Below are 392 nucleotides of genomic sequence, written 5' to 3'. Positions count from 1 at the left end.
TGCAACTGGTTTTGTAATATGACGACTATAAATAAGATATAGTTGATGTGAGAGATTATAGGCCTGTTCTATTTCAGGATAAACATTGAATAATAAATTGGCCCGCTGTTTCTGCGATTCAGTCCATTTATGACTGGGTTTAAAAAGCAGATATCTTCAGATTAGATGGTAATGTTTACGCTTTTGATTCAACAACGATTGACTTATGCCTTTCCGTATTTTGGTGGGCGAAGTTTCGCAAGAAAAAAGGAGGAATCTATCTTGCAATGAATGTATTGAACAATAATATGGGTAAAGGGTAGCTTTAAAAGTAGGAGAGTTTGATTTACATGACGCAAAAAAATTGCTAAACTAACATAAGTCTGAATTAACCGTTTAGTAAAACAATAAAT

Annotated in this window: 1 protein-coding gene; it reads right to left on the bottom strand. The window is 33.2% G+C overall.

The genetic code is table 11. The annotated features are described in order from the left end of the window. The coding region (locus OM075_RS26340) for a transposase (protein WP_363321665.1) at positions 1-150 on the bottom strand (150 nt) is incomplete at its 3' end. Positions 151-392: the final 242 nt, after the last annotated feature.

Source organism: Plebeiibacterium sediminum (assembly GCF_026013605.1).
Classification (GTDB): Bacteria; Bacteroidota; Bacteroidia; order Bacteroidales; family Marinilabiliaceae; genus Saccharicrinis; species Saccharicrinis sediminus.
The sequence above is the reverse complement of the archived record's forward strand: the minus strand, read 5'-3'. Positions and strand labels throughout refer to the sequence as shown.